Origin of the sequence: Pseudomonas sp. FFUP_PS_473 (genome assembly GCF_002858665.1) — a bacterium.
GTDB lineage: Bacteria > Pseudomonadota > Gammaproteobacteria > Pseudomonadales > Pseudomonadaceae > Aquipseudomonas > Aquipseudomonas defluvii.
Genome location: NZ_PJQQ01000009.1, coordinates 113,702 through 130,736 on the forward strand (window position 1 = coordinate 113,702; position 17,035 = coordinate 130,736).

18 protein-coding genes are annotated in these 17,035 nt (G+C 62.0%); 4 read left to right on the forward strand and 14 right to left on the reverse strand.

Annotated features, from left to right (window positions below; translation table 11 throughout):
• Positions 1-59: 59 nt before the first annotated feature.
• Together CYD26_RS08535 and CYD26_RS08540 are read left to right on the forward strand one after the other, a co-directional pair.
• Positions 60-350 carry a PsiF family protein gene (locus CYD26_RS08535; protein ID WP_102052371.1) on the forward strand — a complete coding sequence of 97 codons (291 nt, stop codon included), beginning with the start codon at positions 60-62 and terminating at the stop codon, positions 348-350.
• Positions 351-490: 140 nt separating this feature from the next.
• A complete protein-coding gene (locus CYD26_RS08540; protein WP_065757912.1) occupies positions 491-1,498 on the forward strand; it encodes an AI-2E family transporter in 1,008 nt (335 codons plus the stop codon).
• Positions 1,499-1,528: 30 nt separating this feature from the next.
• On the opposite strand, the gene CYD26_RS08545 is transcribed toward CYD26_RS08540, so the two are convergent.
• The gene (locus CYD26_RS08545; RefSeq protein WP_065757913.1) at positions 1,529-2,470 is read right to left on the reverse strand and encodes a hypothetical protein; all 942 of its coding nucleotides are present in this window, start codon (positions 2,468-2,470) and stop codon (positions 1,529-1,531) included.
• A gap of 54 nt (positions 2,471-2,524) precedes the next feature.
• Complete coding sequence (locus tag CYD26_RS08550; RefSeq protein WP_065757914.1) at positions 2,525-3,790, reverse strand: Hsp70 family protein; 1,266 nt, start codon at positions 3,788-3,790, stop codon at positions 2,525-2,527.
• 167 nt (positions 3,791-3,957) lie between these two features.
• Between CYD26_RS08550 and cbpA the strand changes: the two genes are divergently transcribed.
• Both cbpA and CYD26_RS08560 read left to right on the forward strand, forming a co-directional pair.
• The gene (gene cbpA, locus CYD26_RS08555) at positions 3,958-4,923 is read left to right on the forward strand and encodes a curved DNA-binding protein (RefSeq protein ID WP_065757915.1); all 966 of its coding nucleotides are present in this window, start codon (positions 3,958-3,960) and stop codon (positions 4,921-4,923) included.
• A complete protein-coding gene (locus CYD26_RS08560) occupies positions 4,923-5,228 on the forward strand; it encodes a chaperone modulator CbpM (protein WP_065757916.1) in 306 nt (101 codons plus the stop codon). Before cbpA ends, CYD26_RS08560 begins: the two co-directional genes overlap by 1 nt.
• 58 nt (positions 5,229-5,286) lie before the next feature.
• Here the strand turns inward: CYD26_RS08560 and CYD26_RS08565 are convergent, their stop codons facing one another.
• The 12 genes from CYD26_RS08565 to CYD26_RS08620 form a co-directional block, all read right to left on the reverse strand.
• Positions 5,287-5,808: an N-acetyltransferase gene (locus CYD26_RS08565; RefSeq protein WP_065757917.1), complete on the reverse strand. Its 522-nt coding sequence runs from the start codon at positions 5,806-5,808 to the stop codon at positions 5,287-5,289.
• Between the two features lie 6 nt (positions 5,809-5,814).
• Complete coding sequence (locus CYD26_RS08570) at positions 5,815-6,336, reverse strand: GNAT family N-acetyltransferase (protein ID WP_099773423.1); 522 nt, start codon at positions 6,334-6,336, stop codon at positions 5,815-5,817.
• 34 nt (positions 6,337-6,370) lie between these two features.
• Positions 6,371-7,069, reverse strand: coding sequence for an urea ABC transporter ATP-binding subunit UrtE (gene urtE, locus CYD26_RS08575; protein ID WP_065757919.1), 699 nt, complete (start codon positions 7,067-7,069; stop codon positions 6,371-6,373).
• A gap of 9 nt (positions 7,070-7,078) precedes the next feature.
• Entirely contained in the window at positions 7,079-7,939 is an 861-nt protein-coding gene (urtD, locus tag CYD26_RS08580) for an urea ABC transporter ATP-binding protein UrtD (RefSeq protein ID WP_102052372.1), read from the reverse strand.
• Positions 7,936-9,015, reverse strand: coding sequence for an urea ABC transporter permease subunit UrtC (urtC, locus tag CYD26_RS08585; RefSeq protein ID WP_065757921.1), 1,080 nt, complete (start codon positions 9,013-9,015; stop codon positions 7,936-7,938). The genes urtD and urtC overlap by 4 nt, the downstream gene beginning before the upstream one ends.
• Positions 9,015-10,514 carry an urea ABC transporter permease subunit UrtB gene (gene urtB / locus CYD26_RS08590; protein WP_102052373.1) on the reverse strand — a complete coding sequence of 500 codons (1,500 nt, stop codon included), beginning with the start codon at positions 10,512-10,514 and terminating at the stop codon, positions 9,015-9,017. The genes urtC and urtB overlap by 1 nt, the downstream gene beginning before the upstream one ends.
• A gap of 64 nt (positions 10,515-10,578) precedes the next feature.
• Positions 10,579-11,844 carry an urea ABC transporter substrate-binding protein gene (urtA, locus tag CYD26_RS08595; protein ID WP_065757923.1) on the reverse strand — a complete coding sequence of 422 codons (1,266 nt, stop codon included), beginning with the start codon at positions 11,842-11,844 and terminating at the stop codon, positions 10,579-10,581.
• 220 nt (positions 11,845-12,064) lie between these two features.
• Positions 12,065-13,429 (reverse strand): PepSY domain-containing protein, encoded by a 1,365-nt coding sequence (locus CYD26_RS08600; protein WP_102052374.1) that lies wholly within the window; start codon positions 13,427-13,429, stop codon positions 12,065-12,067.
• Positions 13,430-13,478: 49 nt separating this feature from the next.
• Complete coding sequence (locus CYD26_RS08605) at positions 13,479-15,554, reverse strand: TonB-dependent copper receptor (RefSeq protein ID WP_065757925.1); 2,076 nt, start codon at positions 15,552-15,554, stop codon at positions 13,479-13,481.
• A gap of 80 nt (positions 15,555-15,634) precedes the next feature.
• Positions 15,635-16,039 (reverse strand): DUF2946 domain-containing protein, encoded by a 405-nt coding sequence (locus CYD26_RS08610; protein WP_065757926.1) that lies wholly within the window; start codon positions 16,037-16,039, stop codon positions 15,635-15,637.
• A 19-nt stretch (positions 16,040-16,058) separates the two neighbouring features.
• Positions 16,059-16,529: a copper chaperone PCu(A)C gene (locus CYD26_RS08615; protein WP_065757927.1), complete on the reverse strand. Its 471-nt coding sequence runs from the start codon at positions 16,527-16,529 to the stop codon at positions 16,059-16,061.
• 46 nt (positions 16,530-16,575) lie between these two features.
• Positions 16,576-16,962, reverse strand: coding sequence for a DUF2946 domain-containing protein (locus CYD26_RS08620; RefSeq protein ID WP_065757928.1), 387 nt, complete (start codon positions 16,960-16,962; stop codon positions 16,576-16,578).
• Positions 16,963-17,035 lie beyond the last annotated feature (73 nt).

Here is a 17,035-nt window from a genome sequence, read left to right on the forward strand (position 1 = left end):
ACCTTGTCTACACTCTCGGCGAGGCCGTGCGCAGGGTGCGGCGACAAGGAGACGACTCCATGAAAATGCTGTACGTGCCGTTGCTGGTGGTGGGTTTGCTGCTGTGTTCGCAAGGCTTTGCGGCCACGCCGCAACAGGAAAAAATGACGACTTGCAACGCCGAGGCGACTGCCAAGAGCCTCAAGGGCGATGAGCGCAAGGCGTTCATGAGCACCTGCCTCAAGGCGGCACCTGCTGCGCCCATGAGCCAGCAGGACAAAATGACGATGTGCAACAAAGTTGCCGGTGAAAAAGCGTTGAAAGGGGACGAGCGCAAGGCCTTCATGAGCGATTGCCTGAAGAAGAAATAACTCTGGCTTCATCGGTTGATCCGCTACGCGCAGCCCCTTGAGGGCAAGGGTTTCAGGTGAGGTCCTGTGACAGGTCACTATGCCTGCCCGTCGAAGGCTGGCAGACTGCCGTCTTTGTGACCGTACCCGGACGAGGTTGTATGACGTTCACCCAGCGCCAAGTCACCCTGGCCAGTTGGATCATCGTGTTTTCCGGCCTGTTGCTGGTGTTGCCGCTCAAGCTGCTTCCCAGTCTTCTGGCCGGCTTGCTGGTGTTTGAGCTGGTCAACATGCTGACCCCGAAACTGCAGCACCTGATCGCGGGGCAGCGAGCACGTTGGCTCGCTGTCGCCTTGTTGGGAACCCTGGTGGTCAGCACCCTGACCCTGTTGTTTGCCGGGGCAATCAGTTTCCTCCTGCATGAGGCCGAGAACCCTGGCGCCTCGCTGGACAAGTTCATGCTGCTGGTGGACCAGGCGCGTGGGCAGCTACCGCCCTTTATCGATGCCTACCTGCCGGCCAGCGCCGCCGAATTCAAGGTGGCCATCGGCGAGTGGCTCAAAACCCACCTTGGCGAGCTGCAACTGGTGGGCAAGGGGGCGGCGCATATGTTCGTCACCCTGCTGATCGGGATGATCCTGGGGGCTATCGTGGCCTTGCAGAAAATTCCCGACATCTCCAAGCGCAAGCCGTTGGCCGCCGCGTTGTTCAACCGGCTGGCGCTGCTGGTGCAGGCGTTTCGCAACATCGTCTTCGCCCAGATCAAGATCTCCCTGCTCAATACCTTCTTCACCGGGATCTTCCTGGCCCTGGTGTTGCCGATGTTCGGTGTGCACCTGCCGCTGACCAAGACCTTGATCGTGCTGACCTTCCTGTTGGGGCTGTTGCCGGTCATTGGCAACTTGATATCCAACACCCTGATCACCATCGTGGGGCTGTCGCTGTCGATCTGGGTGGCGATGGCCGCGCTGGGTTACCTGATCGTCATTCACAAGGTCGAGTACTTCCTCAACGCCCGGATCGTCGGCGGGCAGATCAGTGCCAAGTCGTGGGAACTGCTGCTGGCTATGCTGGTGTTCGAGGCCGCGTTCGGCCTGCCCGGTGTGGTGGCTGGGCCGATTTACTACGCGTACCTGAAGAGTGAGCTGCGCCGGGCCGAACTGGTCTGATCGTCTTCATGGCAGGCATGTTGCCCGCGCCTACGGGGTGGTGACTCGCTCAAGCCGGTCGATCCCCTTACCGGCAAACAGCGAGAAGGGGCGACCGATGAAGGCGATGATGTTTTCGCAGTCTTCGCTCAGCCTGTACATCCGCCAATCTGGGCGCTGGTCCAGCCATAGCCGATGCCTGCCGAGCCTGGCGTACTCCAGTGACAAGGTGAAACCGGCCGCTGGGTTTGCGTCCAGTATGACGGTTTCCTGCCAGGGCCTGACTTCGCCGCGCTCGATTTTTTGCCGCAAGGAGGCGTCCTTGAACAGGAAATGTGCGGGAATTTCTGCAGGCGGGTAGCCCGTGTTCCGTGAGTAGCGCAGCAGTGCACGTTCCGGTGGGCTGCCGGGCAGTTGGGTGATCCCCAGCAATTTGAACGGCGCGGGGCCCGAGACATCCGCAGAGAAATGGCAGTCCATTTCGGTTTCCACTTCAGTGCCGTTCAGGCGGGCTTGTCGACGTTCCGCCGCTGAGGCGCTGGCGTACATTTTCAGTTGCGGATCGAGTTTCAGCGTCAGGCTGATCGGTTGCGTGAAGTGGTTCAGCCGTTGCCGCTCCTGCGTACTCAAGCCAGCAGCTTCCTTGGCATCCGGCTCCAGCACCATGTCGACCTCCCAGGAGGTGGCTGCGCGTGCCTTTGGAATTTCCTCGAACAACGCTTGCAGGGTCGCACGTTGTTCGGCGCCCAGCGAGTCGCTCACCTTCAGATGAATGACCCTGTTGTCGTTTTCGTCCAGCTCCAGTTCGACCTGTTCAGGATCAATGCCACGGGCATTGATCGCGGTATAGAGCGAATTGAGATAGGTGTCATTGACCGCTTTGTAGAGGTCGTGGCTGTGTACCGGCGTTTGAAAATGCAGGGTCAGGAGTGTGTCCTTGCAGCCGGTCAGAGCTAGCGTGAAGACAAGGGTCAGTACGCGCATGTTCATCATTTCCGTTCCTTGTGAAGATCCCGTCCTTGGGCATTGATGTGCGTGTGGCGGCTGTTAGCCGTAGCGCTTGCGTGCCTCGATCGCCAGGCCGCTGCCGATACTGCCGAAGATGTTGCCTTCGACATGGCGAGCATTGGGCAGCATCGCTGCCACGCTTTGGCGCAGCGCCGGGATGCCGCTGGAACCGCCGGTGAAGAACACCGTATCGACCTGTTCGACACTGACACCGGCCTTGCCCAGCAGCTCATCGACACTGCCACGCACGCGCTCCAGCAGGTTTTCGATAGAGGCTTCGAACAGGGCGCGAGTGAGGTTCACGTCCAGCCCCGACTCGATTCGGCCAAGGTCAACGCGGCGGTTGTCGGCGTGGGTCAGTTCAATCTTGGTTTCTTCCACTTCCATGGCCAGCCAGTGTCCGGCGCGCTGTTCGATCAGCTTGAACAGGCGGTCGATGCCACCGGTGTCTTCGATGTCGTAGCGCATGCTGCCCAGGGCCAATTGGGACTTTTGCGAGTACACCGAGTTGATCGTGTGCCAGGTGGCCAGGTTCAGGTGATAGCTGGTAGGCATCAGCGCCTGGCTCTTCATGCGGCTGCCATAACCGAACAGCGGCATGACGCCTTGCAGGCTCAGTTGCTTGTCAAAGTCGGTACCGCCAATATGGACACCGCCGGTGGCGAGAATGTCGCTGTGCCGGTCATCGAGCATGTGCCGCTCCGGTGCCAGGCGCACCAGGGAGAAGTCCGAGGTACCACCGCCGATGTCGACGATCAGCACCAGCTCTTCACCGCTGATGCTCGACTCGTAGTCGAATGCTGCCGCGATGGGCTCGTACTGGAATGAGACTTCCTTGAAGCCGATCTTGCGGGCCACTTCGGCCAGGGTGTCTTCGGCTTCCTGGTCGGCCACCGGGTCGTCATCGACGAAATGCACCGGGCGGCCCAGTACCACTTCGTCGAAGGCTCGGCCGGCGTTGGCCTCTGCACGCTTCTTCAGCTCGCCAATGAACATCCCCAGCAGGTCTTTGAACGGCAGGGCAGTGCCGAGTACGCTGGTGTCGTGCTTGATCAGCTTGGAGCCCAGCAGGCTCTTCAGCGAACGCATCAGGCGGCCTTCATAGCCTTCCAGGTACTCGTGCAGGGCCAGCCGACCATAGGCCGGGCGGCGTTCTTCAAGGTTGAAGAAAACGACCGACGGCAGGGTGATCTTGCCGTCCTCCAGGGCGATCAGCGACTCCACGCCAGGGCGATGCCAGCCGACGGTGGAGTTGGAGGTGCCGAAGTCGATGCCGCAGGCACGGGCCGGGGATGCGTGATTCATGGAATGCGGTTCCGGGGGAAAAACGGCCGCGCAGTTTATGCCAGCCACCGGCAGAATCAAGACCGAATATCTGTCCGGGAGCAAACCGCAGTGCGTCTTGAAAGGCTATGCTTGACCCCAATCTCTATAAGCAGTGATGCATTCGATAACTGATGGTGATTCCTTAGATGGACTTCAAAGACTATTACAAGATTTTGGGCGTAGAGCCGACAGCGGATGACAAGGCGATCAAGACCGCCTACCGCAAGCTTGCGCGCAAATATCACCCTGACGTCAGCAAGGAGCGTGACGCCGAGGAAAAATTCAAGGAGGCCAACGAGGCCTATGAGGCGCTCAGCAGCCCGGAAAAACGCGCCGAGTACGATGAGTTGCGCAAGTACGGTCAGCATGGTCGACCGTTCCAGGGGCCGCCGGGCTGGGAAAGCCGTGGTGGTGCCGGGGCCGGTGGCGGTTTTGCCGGTGGCGACTTCTCCGAGTTTTTCAGCTCTATCTTCGGTGCTGGCGGGCGTGGCAACGGCAGCCCGTTTGGCCGTGGTCAGCAGCAACGCAGCGCTGGTCGGCGAGGGCAAGACGTGGAAATGGAACTGGCGATTTTCCTTGAAGAGTCCCTGGCCAGCGAGTCGAAGCAGATCAGCTTCAAGGTGCCGCAGTACAACGGCCATGGTCAGCGCACCGGTGACACCACCAAGACGCTGAACGTGAAAATTCCCGCCGGTGTCACCGACGGTGAGCGCATCCGCCTCAAGGGCCAGGGGGCGCCGGGTATTGGTGGTGGCGCAAGTGGCGACCTGTACCTGACCATCCGCATGGCACCGCACCCGCTGTTCGATGTCGAAGGCCATGACCTGATCATTACCGTGCCGCTGGCACCGTGGGAGGCGGCGCTGGGTACCAAGGTGGCCGTACCGACCCTGACCGGCAAGATCAACCTGACCATTCGTCCGGACAGCCAGAGCGGTCAGCGCCTGCGGGTCAAGGGCATGGGCCTGGCCAACAAGCAGGGCGAGCGTGGCGACCTCTATGCGCAGTTGAAGGTGGTGATGCCAAGCCAGTCCGATGCCGCCACCCGCGAACTGTGGACCAAACTGTCGGAGAAGGCCGGGTTCAATCCGAGAGCACAATGGAGTAGCTGATTATGAGCACCCTGATCGTTCAACTGGACATGCAGACCTTTTGTCAGGAAGCCGATCTACCGGCGGCCTATGTGATCGAAATAGTCGAACACGGCATTGTTGAACCGTCAGGGCGAACGCCGGAGGAATGGCTGTTCGACGAACAGGCGTCGGTCCTGGCCAGGCGCGCAGCGAAATTGCAGCGCGACCTTGGCCTGGAGTGGGAGGGCGTAGCGCTGGCGCTGGAGCTGCTGGAGGAAGTGCAGCAGTTACGCAGCGAAAACAGCATGCTCAGGCAGCGCCTGGGACGCTTTTTAAAGGTCTGAGCTTGTGGCCCGGGCGTCGCGCCAGCTGTGTCGGCGCTTCGACGACGCAGGCTGCCGGTTACAGTAATTTGTAATACAACGCTGTCGGTCGGTAGGTGCCGTCCGGCCCACAGGCATAGTCCGGGATTTCACCGGCACGGATGTAGCCCTGGGACCGGTAAAACGCCTCTGCCTCCGAGCCCGCCTCGGTGTCCAGGTACAGCAGACCGCGCCGTTCCTTGCGCGCCGTGTGCTCCAGCGCCTGCATCAACTGCTGGCCCAGCCCGCGTCGGCGAGCATTGCCATGTACCAACAACTTCTGCACTTCGGCACGGTTAAGGCCATTGGGCTTCTGGCACAAACCGAGTTGAACACTGCCCAGCACATCCTTGTCCTTGCTCACGACCCACAGCAGCAACTCACCCGTGGTCAGGCGTGCCTTGACCTCGTCGAAGTAGTTGTTGGCCTGCTGGGCGTCGATATCCGCGAGAAAACCAACCGATGCGCCCTGACGAACCGCGTCAAGCAACAGCGCCACCAGGCCGTCGCGGTAATGCGCAAAACTTTCGTGGGTCACGCGGTGTAATTGGGCAGCGTTCATCAGCGGTCACTCCATGGGCTGTGCACCCGGGTTGAGGATCAATTGCATGAAGGTCAGGTCCAGCCAGCGGCCAAACTTCACGCCCACCTGAGGCATGTTTCCGTTCAGGGTGAAACCCAGGCGTTCATGCAGGTGAATCGACGCCTGGTTGCCGCTTTCGATAGCCGCCACCATCACATGTTTGCCGCAGGCCCGTGCACGTCCGATCAAGGCCTGCATCAAGGCCGGGCCGAGGCCTTTGCCACGTTGATCGGCGCGGATGTAGACCGAATGCTCGACCGTGTGGCGAAACCCTTCGAAAGGACGCCAGTCACCGAATGATGAGTAGCCTAGCACCTCACCGGCTGCGTCGACGGCCACCAGGATCGGGTACTGCTGCGTTTGGCGCGCCTCGTACCAGGCCCGGCGGTTGTCCAGGTCGACCGGTTGTTCGTTCCAGATCGCCGTGGTGTTCAGCACGGCGTCGTTGTAGATATCACGGATGCCCGGCAGGTCGGCGTGAACGGCATCGCGGATCAGGTAGGTCATGGCAGGTTCTCAAGGCGTAAGGCAGTTGTTCAGGTTAAATGGTTACCAGCCCGCGTACACCCTCGGCCTCCATGTTTTTGCCGCGACCCTGCTGGACGATCTCGCCCCGAGACATCACCAGGTACTGATCGGCGAGTTCGGCGGCGAAGTCATAGAACTGCTCCACCAGCAGGATCGCCATGTCGCCACGCGCTGCCAGGGTGCGGATCACCGCACCGATTTCCTTGATCACCGAGGGCTGGATACCTTCGGTGGGCTCATCGAGGATCAACAGGCGAGGGCGGCTGGCCAGCGCCCGGCCAATCGCCAATTGCTGTTGTTGGCCACCGGATAGGTCGCCGCCACGACGGTGTTTCATCTGTAGCAGTACCGGGAACAGCTCATAGATGAACGCCGGTACGCTTTTGGCCTCTTTGGCACTGAAGCGAGAGAGCCCCATCAACAGGTTTTCCTCCACGCTCAGGCGTGGGAAGATCTCGCGCCCCTGAGGCACGTAGGCAATGCCAGCCTCTACCCGTTGATGCGGCTTGAGTGCAGTGATGGGGTTATGCTCCCACTGCACCGTGCCTTCGCGAACCGGCAGCAGGCCCATCAGGCAGCGCAGCAGGGTGGTCTTGCCGACACCGTTGCGGCCCAGCAGGCAGGTCACCTCACCGACCTTGGCCTCGAATGACAGGCCGCGCAGGATGTGGCTACCGCCGTAGTATTGATGAAGCGAATCGACTTTCAGCATGGCAATCTCCTAGCGGCCCAGATACACCTCGATGACCCGGTCATCGGCCTGTACCTGTTCCAGTGAGCCTTCGGCCAGCACGCTGCCCTGGTGCAGTACCGTGACGTGGTCAGCAATGGCACCGACGAAGCCCATGTCGTGTTCGACCACCATCAGCGAGTGCTTGCCCGCCAGGCCCTTGAACAGCTCGGCGGTGAACTCGGTTTCCGCGTCGGTCATGCCCGCCACGGGCTCGTCGAGCAGCAGCAGTTGCGGGTCCTGCATCAGCAGCATGCCGATCTCCAGAAACTGTTTCTGGCCGTGGGAAAGCAGGCCCGCAGGGCGCAGGGCTGAGCCGTCGAGGCGGATGGTCTTGAGCACCTCGTCGATCCGGTCGCGCTGCTCAGCACGCAGGTGCGCGCCAAGGCAGGCCCACACCGATTTGTCGTTCTTCTGCGCCAGCTCAAGGTTCTCGAACACGCTCAACGCCTCGAACACCGTTGGTTTCTGGAACTTGCGCCCGATGCCGGCTTGAGCGATTTTCACCTCGCTCATGCGGGTCAGGTCCAGGGTATCGCCGAACCAGGCGTTGCCGGTGTTGGGGCGGGTCTTGCCGGTAATCACGTCCATCAAGGTGGTCTTGCCCGCCCCGTTGGGGCCAATGATGCAGCGCAACTCGCCGACACCGATGTACAGGTTGAGGCTGTTGAGGGCCTTGAAGCCATCGAAGCTGACGCTGATATCTTCCAGTGTCAGTACCGTGCCGTGGCGCACCTCCAGCCCTTCGCCGCGACGTTGGCCGAGGCCAATGGCATCGCGCCCGCTGCCGGCGTCCAGGATGGGCTCGAGCATGAATTCCGGATGAACCACCGGCAGTGGTGTCGTTCTCATTGTTCGCCTCTTTTCTTCAGCAGGCCGACCACGCCCTTGGGCAGGTACAGGGTGACCAGAATGAACAGTGCCCCGAGGAAGAACAGCCAGAACTCCGGAAACGCCACGGTGAACCAGCTCTTCATGCCGTTGACCAGACCGGCACCGAGCAGCGGCCCGATCAAGGTGCCGCGCCCGCCAAGGGCGACCCACACCGCCGCTTCGATGGAGTTGGTCGGTGACATTTCACTGGGATTGATGATGCCCACCTGTGGCACGTACAGGGCGCCGGCCAGGCCGCACAGCACGGCGCTGAGCACCCAGACGAAGAGTTTGAAACCACGGGGGTCGTAACCGCAGAACATCAAGCGGTTTTCAGCATCGCGCAGGGCGGTCAGAACCCGGCCGAACTTGCTGCGCGCCAGCCGCCAGCCGATGTAGAGGCTGGCCAGCAATAGCGCGACGGTCAGCAGAAACAGCACGGCGCGGGTGCCCTGGGCGGTGATGTCGAAGCCCAGAATGCTGCGGAAACTGGTGAAGCCGTTGTTGCCGCCAAAGCCGGTCTCGTTGCGGAAAAACAGCAGCATCCCGGCGAACGTCAGGGCTTGGGTCATGATCGAGAAGTACACGCCCTTGATGCGCGAACGAAAAGCGAAGAAGCCGAACACCAGCGCCAGCAGCCCGGGTGCCAATACCACCAGGCACAGCGCCCAGGCGAAGTGCTGGGTGCCGGCCCAGTACCAGGGCAGTTCGCTCCAGGACAGGAAGGTCATGAAGGCCGGCAGGCTGTCACCGGCTGCTTCGCGCATCAGGTACATGCCCATGGCGTAACCGCCCAGGGCAAAAAACAGCCCGTGACCGAGGGAGAGCAGGCCGGCATAGCCCCAGACCAGGTCCAGCGCCAGGGCAACGATGGCATAGCAGAGGATTTTGCCGACCAGGGTCAGGGTGTAGGCCGATACCTGCAGGCTGTGGCCGTCGGGCAGCAGTGACAGTAGCGGCAGTGCCAGCAGGGTTAGCAGTACCGCAGCGCCGACGGCCAGCGAGAGGCGCAGCCCGGCTTTCTGTGTGGCGCGGATCAAGAGTGGCTGGTTCATCAGTCGATTACCCGTCCCTTGAGTGCAAAGAGGCCTTGCGGGCGTTTCTGGATGAACAGAATGATCAGCGCAAGGATCAGGATCTTGCCGAGTACCGCACCGATCTGCGGCTCCAGCAGTTTGTTGGCCACGCCCAGGCCGAAGGCCGCCCAGAGGCTGCCGGCCAATTGCCCGACGCCGCCAAGCACCACCACCAGGAACGAGTCGATGATGTAGCTCTGGCCGAGGTCCGGGCCGACGTTGCCGATCTGGCTCAGGGCTACGCCGCCGAGGCCGGCGATGCCCGAACCAAGGCCGAAGGCGAGCATGTCCACACGCCCGGTGGGTACGCCGCAGCAGGCGGCCATGTTGCGGTTCTGTGTCACCGCCCGCACGTTCAGGCCAAGGCGTGTGCGGTTGAGCAGCAACCAGGTCAGCAGTACCACGAACAGGGCGAAGCCGATGATCACCAGGCGGCTGTACGGCAGCACCAGGTTAGGCAATACCTGCAGCCCGCCAGACAGCCAGGCCGGGTTGGCGACCTCGACGTTCTGCGCGCCGAACAGCAGGCGGACTGCCTGAATCAGCATCAGGCTGATGCCCCAGGTCGCGAGCAGGGTTTCCAGCGGGCGACCATACAAGTGACGAATCACCGTGCGCTCCAGCAGCATGCCGACCCCGGCACTGACGCAGAACGCCACCGGTAGCGCCAGCAACGGATAGAACGGTAGTGCCTCGGGCATCAGGCGTTGCACGAGTACCTGCACGACATAGGTCGAGTAGGCGCCAAGCATCAGCATCTCGCCGTGGGCCATGTTGATCACGCCCAACAGGCCGAAGGTAATCGCCAGGCCCAGCGCCGCCAGCAACAGGATCGAGCCGAGTGACAGCCCACTGAATGCCTGGCCGAGCAGTTCACCGATCAACAGCTTGCGCTTGACTTGGGCCAGGCTGGTTTCAGCGGCGGTGCGCACGGCTTCATGGGTTTCCACCGCTGGGTCAAGCAGGCTCTCCAGGCGGGTGCGGGCCATCGGGTCGCCGGTTTCGCCGAGCAGGCGTACAGCGGCCAGACGCACCGCCGGGTCGCTGGCGGCCAGTTGCAGGTTGGCCAAGGCCAGGCCGAGGGCCGCGTGCACGGCGCTGTCTGCTTCGCTGGCGAAACGGCGGTCGAGAAAGGCAACCTGGGCCGGCTGCGCGCTTTTCTGCAACTGTTGCGCGGCACTGAGCCGTACGCGGGGATCCTCGACCAGCAGTTGATGGCTGGCCAGTGCGTTATCCAGCAGACCGCGCAGACGGTTGTTCAGGCGCAACTTGCGGCTATCGTCCGGGCTGATGCGGCCTTGCTGCAGTGATGTGAGCAGTGCCAGCCGGGCCGGGTCGGGTTGTGCCGCCCAAGCCTGCAGCAGGCGGGCCTGTTCGGTGGCGTTGGCAGCGACGAAGTAGTCGGCGTCGCCGGCCTCTGCGGCCAGAGGCAGCAGCAAGGCGAGGCCGATGATCAAACGGTACACGGCAGTGAGCATAGTGATGTCTCTTGAGGAGGGCCTGCAGGCACCGGCTGTGCCAGTACCTGCAGGGAGGGACTACTCAGTTGCCCTTCACTGCATAGTCCGGGCGCTTGTCGTTGCCAGGGATAAAGGGGCTCCAGGGTTGCGCGCGCAGCGGTTGCTCGGTCTGCCAGACCACGTTGAACTGACCGTCGTCCTGGATCTCGCCGATCATGACCGGCTTGTGCAGGTGGTGGTTGCTCTTGTCCATGGTCAGGGTGAAGCCCGATGGTGCCTTGAAGCTCTGGCCGGCCAAGGCTTCGCGAACCTTGTCGACGTCGGTGGACTTGGCCTTTTCCACGGCCTGTGCCCACATGTGAATGCCAACGTAGGTGGCTTCCATCGGGTCATTGGTCACGGCCTTGTCGGCACCTGGCAGGTTCTTCGCTTTGGCATAGGCCTTCCAGTCGGCGACGAACTGGCTGTTCACCGGGTTTTCCACTGACTCGAAGTAGTTCCAGGCGGCCAGGTGCCCGACCAGCGGCTTGGTGTCGATGCCGCGCAGTTCTTCTTCGCCCACCGAGAAAGCCACCACCGGTACGTCGGTCGCTTTCAGGCCCTGGTTGGCCAGTTCCTTGTAGAACGGCACGTTGGAGTCGCCATTGACAGTGGAGATCACTGCGGTCTTGCCGCCTGCGGAGAACTTCTTGATGTTGGCGACGATGGTCTGGTAATCGCTGTGCCCGAACGGCGTGTAGACCTCTTCGATGTCCTTGTCGGCCACGCCCTTGCTGTGCAGGAAGGCGCGCAGAATCTTGTTGGTGGTGCGTGGGTAGACGTAATCGGTGCCAAGCAGGAAGTAGCGCTTGGCCGCGCCGCCTTCTTCGCTCATCAGGTACTCCACCGCCGGAATGGCCTGCTGGTTCGGCGCTGCACCGGTGTAGAAGACATTCGGCGACATTTCCTCGCCTTCATATTGCACGGGGTAGAACAGCAGGCCGTTGAGCTCTTCGAACACCGGCAGCACGGACTTGCGCGATACCGATGTCCAGCAGCCGAATACCACGGCGACCTTGTCCTGGGTCAGCAGTTGGCGGCTCTTCTCGGCGAACAGCGGCCAATTCGAGGCCGGGTCGACCACGACAGGTTCCAGCAACTTGCCATTGACCCCACCCTTGGCGTTGATCTGTTCGATGGTCATCAGCGCCATGTCCTTGAGCGATGTCTCGGAAATCGCCATGGTTCCCGACAGCGAATGCAGGATGCCGACCTTGATGGTCTCGGCGGCCTGGATACTCCAGCTCAAGCCCATCGCGGCGATGGATGCGCTCAGGGTAAAGGCCTTGATCAGACTGCGACGCTTCATAGTGCACTCTCCATTGAATTCGATTGTTCTGTTTGGCAGATGGCGACTTCAGGAGAGAGCGTTAGCAAGCGCTGTGCCGACTTGTGTACAGGCTGGTGGGCTGCGTGTTTACAGGTTCAGGGGCAAATGGAATGCACTGTGATGACGCCCCGGTACGCTCGTTACGGGGGCGATTGCACAGGAATGGCTCATGGCTGGTATTGAGTCGGGCAGGGCGAGGTCAGGTTGCCGGTGCCAGGACGCGACGGCCCAGCCCTCGGTCCAGCAGCCATACCACCAGCATCGAGGCACCCACCAGCGGGAAGGCAATGCCCAGGCCGAGCATGATCACGGTGGCCGACTTCCAGCGTGGCAGGTCATGTCGCAGGGGCGGTACGCCCAGCCCGCCCTGAGGTCGGCGTTTCCACCAGATCACCAGCCCGCTGACCGAGCCCAGCAGGATCATCAGGCAGATCAGCAATACGATGAGCTGGTTGACCAGGCCAAACAATTTGCCCTCGTGCAACATCACCCCCAGCTCAGTGGCTCGGGCAACGCTGTTGTAATCCTGCCAGCGCACATCCACCAGCACCTTGCCGGTGTACTGGTCGACATGCAGGGTGGCGTCGTTACGCGGGTCGTCGGCGAACACGGCAATGGTGAAAACACCTTCGGCCGTGCTCGGCAGGGTGATGCTGTAGCCCGGTTCAACCTGGCGCGCAGTGGCAATGTCTTCGACCTGTTGCAGGCTTACCTGTGGCAACGCGGGCGCAGAGTTTGCGGCCACGTGACCGGCATGTTCAGCGTGCGCGCCGGATTGTGGCATTGGCGTGTTTTCCACGGCCCAAGGCACGGTCTGCCGGTTGGCGTTGTTGAGGGTGCGGGCCTGCTGGTCGGACTGCGGTACTTCGTTCCACATGGCCGCCGGAAAGCGGTTCCACAGGTCGGCGTATTGTTTGCCCCAGAAGCCGGTCCAGGTCATGCCACTGAGTAACATCAGCAACAGTAAGGCTGAGCCCCAGAAACCGCTGACGGCATGCAGGTCGCGCCAGAACAGACGCCCGCGTGCGCCCAGGCGCGGCCACAGCACGCCAGCCGAAGCTTTGCCGCGTGGCCACCACAGGTACAGCCCGGACACCACCAGGACGATGCCCCAGCCTGCGGCCAATTCAACCACGCGGTCACCGACCGTGCCGATCATCAGCTCGCCGTGTAGCGCACGGGCCACCGCTTGCAGGTTGCGCTTGGCATCCTGCGCGCCGAGTACAGTGCCGGTGTAGGGGTCGATGAATACATTCAGTTCTCGCCCGCCCTCATGCACCACGAATTGCGCACTGCGATCGGGCGCCGTGGCTGGCAGGTATTGCCCGATATGTCCCTGGGGGTAGGCGTGTTGTACGTGTTGTTTCAGGGCGTCGGCGCTTTGCCGGTGATGGCCCGCCTCGACCACCATCAGGTCACGGTACATCAGCGGATCAAGCTGTGGCTTGAACAGGTAGATGATCCCGGTGATGGCCAGCAGGATCATAATCGGAGCCACGAACAACCCGGCGTAGAAGTGCCAGCGCCAGGCCAGGTTGTAGAAAGACGGTTGTATTTTTTTCATTGCACGCTCCAGCGGTGTGGGCGCGGCTTTTCAGCCGCGCCCGGCTGCATCAGAAACTCAGGTCGACTTTGGTCCAGAACGTACGGCCCGGCTCGTTGATCGCTTGTGGGTCATTGGCCGGATAACCGAAGCCGGCGTTACCCGCCAGGTTCAGGTGTTCGGCGTAGGCTTTGTCGAACAGGTTGTCGACGCCCGTGCTGAGCTTGAGGTTCTTGTTCACGCGGTAAGCGCCGTTGAGCGAGAACACGCCGAAGCCCCCACTCTTTTCATAGTCCTTGCCGACCACGTTGCCTTTGTTTTCATCAATGCGGTTCTGCGCCGCTACCACGCGCCACAGCGCGCCGGCACTCCAGTCATCGCGACTGTAGGTCAGGCCCAGGCGGCTTTCCAACGGAGGCATTTGTGGCAGGGCCGCGCCATCGCTGCTGTTCTTGCCCCAGGCGTAGGCCAGGGTGGCATCGGCCTTCCAGTTGGAGGTCAGCTTGTAGGCGGCACCGAGCTCACCGCCCATGATCCGTGCATCGATGTTCTGGGCCTGGGAGCTGTTCTGGGTGTAGTCGAACAGGATGTAGTCGCGCACTTGGCCAACATAACCGGAGGCCCAGGCCTCGACCACGTCGGTCTGGTACTGGATACCGAAGTCGAGCTGGGTGGTTTTCTCTGGCTTGATCGCGTCGAAGGCATTCACCGAGCCGTCAGGGCCGGATTTGGGCGAGAACAGTTCCCAGTAGTCCGGGAAGCGCTGGGCATGCCCGAGGCCGATGTAGGTGGTAGCCGGGATGGCCGCGAGGTCGTGCTCATAGCGTACAAAACCGCTGGGCAGGGTGTCGGCACGGGTGTCACCGTAGGTGGGGTTGGGCCGCGGCATCATGCCTGAGGTGGTCTTGCGATAGTCTTTGGCCGAGGCGCGGTCCAGGCGTGCGCCGGTGATCAGCCGATCCTGCTGGGTGGTTTCCCAGGTCAGTTCACCAAACACGCCGTAGTTGTGGAAGTCGGCATCTTTGGTCCACGGTTTGTCTTTGTGTGCATCGATGCCCATGCCGCCACGTTGGCGGTGTTCGTTGGTCTGCGCATCGATACCGCTGATCAGCTTCACGTCGGCCCAGCGCCAGGTCGCCTTGATCCGCGCGCCCATGGTGCGGCGGTCGACGTTGCTGACCATCGGCCCGGCCATCATGCCGCTGGTGGGCGGTGTGCGTAGGCTGTAGTTATCCATCACGTGATCGGCGTAGTTGTAGTAGACCTGCGCTTCGACCTTGTCGAGCACGTCGCCAAGGTTGGATTTCTCGAAACGCAGGCCCAGGCTTTCGCGTTTGAACTGCGACCCGTCCATGCCTCGCCCGGCATACCGCGCTTCACCATCGCCCTTGCCGGCGGTCAGCTCCAGCAGGGTATCGGCGTCTGGCGTCCAGCCGAGGGCGACGTCGCCGTTCCACTTGTCCCAGCGGGACGGCACCGTATCGCCGTTACCATCCTCGTAGTCATCCGAGTGCGATTGGTTGCCGATGACACGTACATAGCCCAACTGGCCGCCTGCCGCCGCGTCCAGCACCTTGTCGAAGCGGCCGTTGGAGCCAGCCAGCACGCTGGCGTTGACCCGGCTGCCAAGCTCGCCGAATTGCTCGGGCTCGCGCTCGAAAAGGATGGTTCCTGCTGATGCGCCCGGCCCCCAGAGGACGGTCTGCGGGCCTTTGATCACGGTCAGGCGATCGTAGGTTTCCGGTGCGATGTAGGACGTCGGCGCATCCATACGGTTTGGGCAGGCGCCGAGCATTACGCCGCCGTTGGTGAGGATGTTCAGGCGTGAGCCGAACATGCCGCGCAGCACCGGGTCGCCGTTGGTGCCGCCTGCGCGAATGGCGGAGAACCCGGGGATGGTCTTCAGGTAGTCGGCACCGTCGCTGGCGGGTACGGGCTGGCGAGGGTCCTTGGGGTTGGTGACCACGGTCAGCGGTGAACTGGGCGCCACAGCGGTGATGACCGTGGGGCTCAGTTCGGCTGGGTCTTGAGTGTGGTTCTCATGGCCTTGCTCGGCGGCCAGGATGAACGGGCTGAGCAGGGAGCCACAGGCCACGGCGATAGTGCCGCGCAGGGACAGACGAAACATAGCGGTGCAGCCAGACATAATCATTCCAACGTTTTTCAGTCAAAGGCAGACGTCGACCTTCGGGCAGACGCCCGGGCCGAGTTCGATAACAAGTGGGTTCAGACTGAAAACGAGGTAGGCGGAGCGCGGGTTCGAGCGCCGGGGAAGATCGCTTGGCGGGCATGGCCTTGGCGAGGCTGGACGATCAGCCCTGTGCTGGCCGGTGTGACGGTGCTGTCCAGCAGGCTGTGCGTCTGGGGCAGGGCCGGGCAGTGGAAGAACAGGCTGCAGTAGCCGCACTTCTCCCACAGGACGTGCAGTGACGGTGAGGCCTTGTGTGCGCTGGTCGCCTGAGCACCCTCGTGACAGGCCATCTCCATGCCCGCAGGCATGGAGGCACGATGATCCATCGGCATCGACTGAGAAATCAGTGGGCCGATGAAGATCATCAACATGGCGAACAGGCTCAGCCAGCTGCCGCGAGGTGATGCGGGCCGGATCTGGCGTTGGCGCAAGGTGCTCATCGCGGGGACGCGTCAGCGATCAATGGCTGTGGGCAGCCTCTTCGGGCGGCTGCTTCTGTACCGCGACCTCAACCGTGATATCGCCGGCTTTCTCAAAATGCAGTGTGAGTGGAAAGCGCTTGCCGTCGCGCAGCAGGCTGCGGTCCTTGGGTTGCATGAGCATGACGTGATAGGCGCCAGGGGCGAAGACCAGGTCGCTGCCGGCGGGAACGACGACGCTAGGCACCTGCTGCATCTTCATCAGGCCGTCCTTCATCAGGTGCTCGTGCAGCTCGGCATTGTCGCTGATGGGGGAGGCGACGCTGAGTAGGCGGTCGGCGTTGTTGCCCTTGTTGTGAACAACGAAATAGGCCGCCACATTGGGCGCGTTGGGCGGTAGTTCTTGCGACCATGGGTGCGCGATGTGCAGATCGCCCTTAGTGTATTCATGGGCGTTGGCAAACGTCACCGGCAGCAACAGGGCGGCCAGGGCAAAGGCTTTCAATAGCATGGTAGTTCTCCAGTCGATTCGGTTTCGCAACGGATAGCGTAGAGAATCAAACCAGAGGTGGAGCACGAGGATTGAGGGCGGGCCACAATTGCCGCGGTGTTGGCTGAAGCGTGCTGAACAGGGGTTGCGGTATGCCAAACGCCTGTTCGGGCAACAGCAGTCGCGGTGCTTGTGCCGGTAGCGCCAGCACGGGTGCCGATCCGGAGCAGCACCAGCAGTGCTGCATCACGGAATGATCGTCATTCGCCGGCCCGGGCTCGGTCTGGCCCAGCGAAATCGCTACCAACTGCGTACCGCTGCCAGAGCAGAACGCCCCCCAGAGCAGTTGCTCGGCTTGCCCCTTGGGGGCTGCCGCAGACAACGGCATCGCCAGCATGTTCACCAATACGGCGATGCAGGCGATCCAGGCATAGGCAAGCCGTTGTCGTGGCATGGAAAGATCCGGTCAGGAATCGTGAGTGTTGGCCATTTAGCCAGAAGTGCCAGTATAAGTACAAAAGCCCGGG